Origin of the sequence: Mycobacterium gordonae (genome assembly GCF_001417955.2) — a bacterium.
Taxonomy (GTDB): domain Bacteria; phylum Actinomycetota; class Actinomycetes; order Mycobacteriales; family Mycobacteriaceae; genus Mycobacterium; species Mycobacterium gordonae_B.
Map to the genome: position 1 here is coordinate 1 of NZ_LKTM01000085.1, position 5,354 is coordinate 5,354.

A 5,354-nucleotide genomic window follows, 5' to 3' on the forward strand; every position below is an offset into this window, starting at 1 on the left:
CTGTGGCGGTTTCGGGAGGTGGGGACCACCCGCCGGTAAGCCACCGACGGCCCAGGCCGGCACTGTGTCATGTACCGACCTCCTCTCGGCGTGGTATGTCCAAGCCGGCCGGGAGATTTCAGGCGTCAAGCCGACCACGTGGTCGCCCGGGGTATCCGGCCGCGCGGCAGCCTCGACGCACGGCGTTGCGCGCTGCGTCAGTGAATTAGTGCCCGAATTGACCGAATGGCGCTCATAGCCGCCGACGCGATACATCGATTGATGCGGTCCCGACGCCGCGCCGGACACTACGGGAGCTATTGCGCCACGGTCGTACGGGCAGTAGACCTCCACGGCTGCAGTGATGAATCGGGTCATGGTAGTGGTGACTCGCGCCGGGGGAAAACGGCGCAGTGTAGGGTCCATGTTGTATGCGTCATTGCGTAGCGCGTCGACGATTTCGTCCACTGGCGTACCGCCGTCCAATTTGAGACAAACCTTATGAGCCGCGTTGATGACCCTCGGCGCATTAGCGACAGCAGGGATCTCCTTGCTTTCGAGAAGAGCGAGAAATTGGTCATCCTGGTTTGGGTCGGCCGCTGCTGCGCCGCCACGCAGAATGGCGGTGCCGGTGATGACCGCGAGGGCGGTGACGAGCGCGCCGACATGCGTGTTGATTCTGGTGGACATGCCCTGTGTCTTTCTGCCATGAAGACGTTCGCCCGGTAGGCCGTCCGCCTATATTTCTTGCGTGCGCCGGTTTTCAGGCGCTGCGACGTCGTTGCGCCGCTTAATTCGGTCATGACTCGCCCAGGAACAGGAGCGACGATGATTCGCATATCAAAGACAATTCCCGCCAGCAGATTGCACCTGCAGTCCTGGTTGCCTCGGGCATATCGCCGTGACCGTTGGCCGCTTTCGTCGCGGCTGGTCGCCCCTAACAAGTCAAGCGAGGCCAACAGACGTTCAGCTACGCGGCGGCACGTTGTTGTGCTGAGTTAACGAGAAGCAGCTGTGGGATCTGCGGCGGAATTACATCTCTCCATAGCGGCTAAATGTACCCCCACGGGGTACCTTGGTCAAGCAGTTGTGTTGTCTGCGTGGGGCAACCGGGCTAGGGTACGGGCCGCGTCTTCATCGGGGGAAGTCATCGGAACGCAAGAAGGGCTTCAACGCGATTTCCGTTCTAGCGAGACTGACCCCGGTGGGTCGCCCGTTCCTGGGCTGAAATGTTGTGGTGGTCGCCTTGCGACGCCGTGGCTCTACGGTTCTTCGACGCCGTGTTCTAGCCGGGCGCTGGAGTCGCGTTCTGGACCCTTCATTGTTGCTGCCGTTGACGTTTCGGTCGAGCACGCGGATTCGATTCAGTGCTTCTTTTGTGCGGCCCCACAGGCGACCACGCCCTGTTGATGCGAGCGGGAGAGGAGTTGACGCGAACGATGTTGGCCGAGTCCCATGACGAGGAACAGGTCATTGCTAGAGAGTCGCTGCCCTGGATATCGGCAAGGCCGAGTTGGTGTCTTGTGTGCGGGTTGCGGGCCCCGGAGCGAGTCGACTCCGGGAGGTGTCGACACATTCGACGATGACCAGTCGTTGACCGAACTGGCCAACCATCTGGAAGAGGTCGAGTTGCGGATCGAGCGGGTGGTGGTGCAAGCGACCAGTGACTGTCGGAAACCGGTATCCTACCTGTTGGAGGCGCACGGGCTGGCTCCGTGGCTGGTCAATGTCCGCGACGTCAAACATCTGCCGGGCCGGCCGAAGACCGATGTGCTGGATGCGGTGTGGTTGTGCAAAGTCGCCCAACGGCAGATGCTGCGGCCAAGCTTCGTGCCGCCGTGGCCGACCCGCCGCTTGCGGGATCTGAGTCGCTACCGCGTCGACTTGGTCGGGGTGCGTACCGCGAAGACCCGGGTCGAAAAGCTACTCGAGGACGCCTGCGACATCTTCGGGGTGCCCGGGCGGGCGATGATGGCCGCGTTGATCGCTGGCGAACGCGACCCGCATGTGCTGGCGCAGATGGCGCGCTCGGGCACGCGGACCAAGATCGGCCGGCTGGACGAGGCGTTCAACGGCCACTTCGATAGCCACCACCGGTTCCTCTTGTCGCGGATGCTCGACCGCATCGACGGCATCGATGCCGACATCGCCGCCGTCGATGAACAGATCGAGGCGTATCTGGCCCCTTCCGCGGCGGCGGCAGCGCGCCTGAATGAGATACCCGGTGTCGGGCCGGTCGCTGCCGCGGTAATCATCGCCGAGGTCCGACAGCTTCCTGGGCGAGCGGTACCGGCGCATACCCAGACGGCGCGGCAAGAAACGCGCGATCGTCGCTGTCGCACGCTCCATCCTGGTCATCGTATGGCACCTTCTCGCCAACAAAGAGACACCCGCTTCACCGATCTCGGTGCCGATCACTTCACCCGCCATATCAACTCGGATACACAGAAACGTAACCACATCCGCCAACTCGAAGCACTCGGCTACACCGTTACCCTTACTTCAGCGGCCTGACCCCACTGCGCACACTGGTCCCGCCGTCACCCGCACGGCCATGTCGACGTGCAGATTCCCAAGTCAGCTCACCATTGTTTTCGGATTAGCGTCGGATGCCTGCTTTCACAGTCACGCGCCTGTGGCGCGTTTGTCCACGAACGCTCAGGCGCCCGACCGCAAAGCGGTATGACGAGTCGTTCGGTCTGGTTGTATGCGTGGTCGGCGGTTGAGGGTGCACGGTCGAACGTAGCTATCGGATGAGTCGCTCCGCTGGCTCCGATCGCGATCGCCAACGTTGGGAGGGTGCAACACATTTGGTCCGCAGTCACGTGTTTGTTGGCGAGCGGACGCCTTCACCGCTGATATGGCTGGCGGCTCTGGCATACCCGCCGCGCCGAGGATGGGTGGAGCCGGCCGAGAAGTGGGCCGAGTCTCGTATTTCTCCCGGGCGCACGCGGCGCAAGCCTAAGTGTCCGGCTTGTGAGCGATTTGATCGAGAATGTGTCGGCAACTCAGTTGCACACCGAGTTGACTACCTTCCCGCCGCCCAGCCTGTTCAACGCGTCTTGTTCTGCCGCTTGACGTGAGAGTCCTGTTCCACCTTGGTATCTCGAGCCATCAGAGGCGACGGCGCCGCAGAGGTTGAAGCTGATGATGACTCTGCAATCATTTTCACCGCACTGGTCCAGAGCGACTCGTTCGGCTTGAAGCTTGACCTGGTAGCCGCGCGAGGTGCCCCATGCGCCGGTGCTTGGGGAGTAAGCGATCGCGCCATAACGCATCACATGGGGGACGGGCATTTGGGGTGCCATACCCATCTCGGCCACTGCAGCATTGTCGAGGTTGGCACCGACCTGGGGAACAAGCGGAAGCACCAGGATCATCAGCCCCGCTGTGGCACCGACGGCGGCCACCGCAAACGCGATTTGCTGACGACGTTTCGTTTTCATTTCACTAACCCCTTTGCTGAGGACTGGCGGAGGCGTTGGCGGGAGACCAACCGGTTACCCCGTAGGCGTTCTGAAGTTATGGATGATGCGGTGTGGGCTGTGGTGTCGGCGTTCCCGATTCATGAGGCTCCATGGAGCTTCCGGGATGCATCGTGCCGGGCCGCATGCCCCCGCCCGATCCCATCATCGGACAGCTGCTGTCGCCCGAGCCGCTGGAGGCTCGCTGCCCACCGCTGGGGCCGTCGGTAGCGCGGCCCAAGAAGAAACCCCAAAAAAAGATCACAGTCACGATGAAGACGACTCCGGCCGTGATTGCTACGACGGACCAGATTCGATCTACCCGGCTGGGTTGACTGGGGCGATCGGCGACGGAAGGCTGTGCCGCCGTAGCCGGCGGCTCGCTGGACTCATTTGTTTGCGTCATGCCGAGTGATTCTGCCACAGAAATACCCTTAGGGGGTAGGGACTAAAGTCACTGGGGCAGGGGTCAAAATCTTAATCTTGCGGCAACCCGCAAGACACTTTGTTGCGGGTCCGGCCACCCGGGATTCCGACGCCGGGTCAGTCGCTGCAAACCCCTTTAGGGGCACGCTGAGAACTAGTTTGCGGGGACCGTTGGTCCGCTGATGTGCGAAAACAGCCACAGAGCACAGGCCGTCGTGAGGCGGGTGTGTCTGCGATATCGGTCGAGGTCGATGTTTCTGCCCTAGCGCGGTTCGCGGAAACGGGTCAGGTGCGCAGGCGCGTGGTACCGCCTGAAGTGCGTAGCGGGCCGCAGCCGTACAGTATGGCATGTACCCATACGGGGTACCCTTATCGCCCGCGGCAGCAAGAGTGGCCGGTTGGGCGTTTCTGTTCCCCGACGGTGTTCGATTGCGCTTGTTACTAATGCGTCTCACTGCCCCCTGGCGGCGGGTGGGTGCAGTCATCTTAGGGCGCATGCCGCATCCTGCTGCCCGTGGCCTGCTGCCCGTGACCGGCACACCGAATCGGCGAGTTGCGCGGTTTCTGCGGCTGCGGGGCGGGGTCGGAGCGGTGCAGGTCGGGACGGGCTGCGATCTGGCGCGCGATTGGACGGCACGCGGTTGTGAGTGCGGTGGATGCTCGGCGCGGGGTGCCGGGGCTGTGCGGGGATGACTTTGGAGTGCGGCGATTTTGGCGTCTTCTCTACGGACGGGTGGTGCGTTGATGCAATCCGTTGCCACGGTCCGTCGGGCATTACCATTGCAGCTTACTGTGGCACCTTAGCGGGCAAACAGCCGCTGAGATGCGTTCCCGAATCGGCTCCACCATTGGTACAAACTTTCCACGTTGGCGCCGCCGTGGACGACGAGCAAGAGTAGTTGCCGATCTCTTGTCCATTCGATGTCGGGCGCACCTGCGACCGTGCCGCAAACGTTCTGGCCAGTGATCACAGTGTCGGACCACCTGGCGGCTGGTGTGAATTCCCTAGCCCCGGGCAATGATGAGCGTTACCTCTAAGCCTTCACGCAGGCCGATTAGGAAAACCCGATGAAAGCACCGTATTCGCCTTGCATATCGCCCTGCCCTCTGCACGAGTCGGGATCTCTCTCAGTCACCGCTTTAGCAACAAGTGTGATAGGACCAGGAGCGTATGGGACGGGCGCTGAGAAGGCGCTGAGGTGGATGGCCGCTCTGTTCGGCGGGCCGAATGGGCCCCTCGGTTGGGCGCGTCAGCCACCGCTCGAAGTGAATCCCTGATCCTTGGTTGTTCTAGATGTCGAGTCCATAACTTGGGTCGTGGCTGCGGTGGCGGGAGCGGGTCGTCGTGAGGGCGTCGAGTTGTGCTGCGAGATCGGCGATTTCGTCGAGTGCGCTAGGAGGTGGTCGCGGCGGTGCAGAAGTTGGTGGGCGGTCTGGTACTCGGGATGATCCGATGCTGGCGCGGTGGGGTGGTGGTGGTGGTGC

Annotated in this window: 3 protein-coding genes; 1 reads left to right on the forward strand and 2 read right to left on the reverse strand. The window is 62.4% G+C overall.

Annotation, left to right across the window (positions count from 1 at the left end; genetic code table 11):
- Positions 1–669: DUF732 domain-containing protein (locus AO501_RS35370; RefSeq protein WP_156452441.1), on the reverse strand; the 669-nt coding region annotated here is incomplete at its 3' end.
- Between the two features lie 903 nt (positions 670–1,572).
- On the opposite strand from AO501_RS35370, the gene AO501_RS09700 reads away from it, so the two are divergent.
- On the forward strand, positions 1,573–2,493 hold the full coding sequence (locus AO501_RS09700; RefSeq protein WP_197419811.1) for an IS110 family transposase: 921 nt from the start codon (positions 1,573–1,575) through the stop codon (positions 2,491–2,493).
- A gap of 494 nt (positions 2,494–2,987) precedes the next feature.
- Here AO501_RS09700 and AO501_RS09705 read toward each other — a convergent pair whose 3' ends face one another.
- Positions 2,988–3,425 (reverse strand): DUF4189 domain-containing protein, encoded by a 438-nt coding sequence (locus AO501_RS09705; RefSeq protein WP_055577520.1) that lies wholly within the window; start codon positions 3,423–3,425, stop codon positions 2,988–2,990.
- Positions 3,426–5,354: the final 1,929 nt, after the last annotated feature.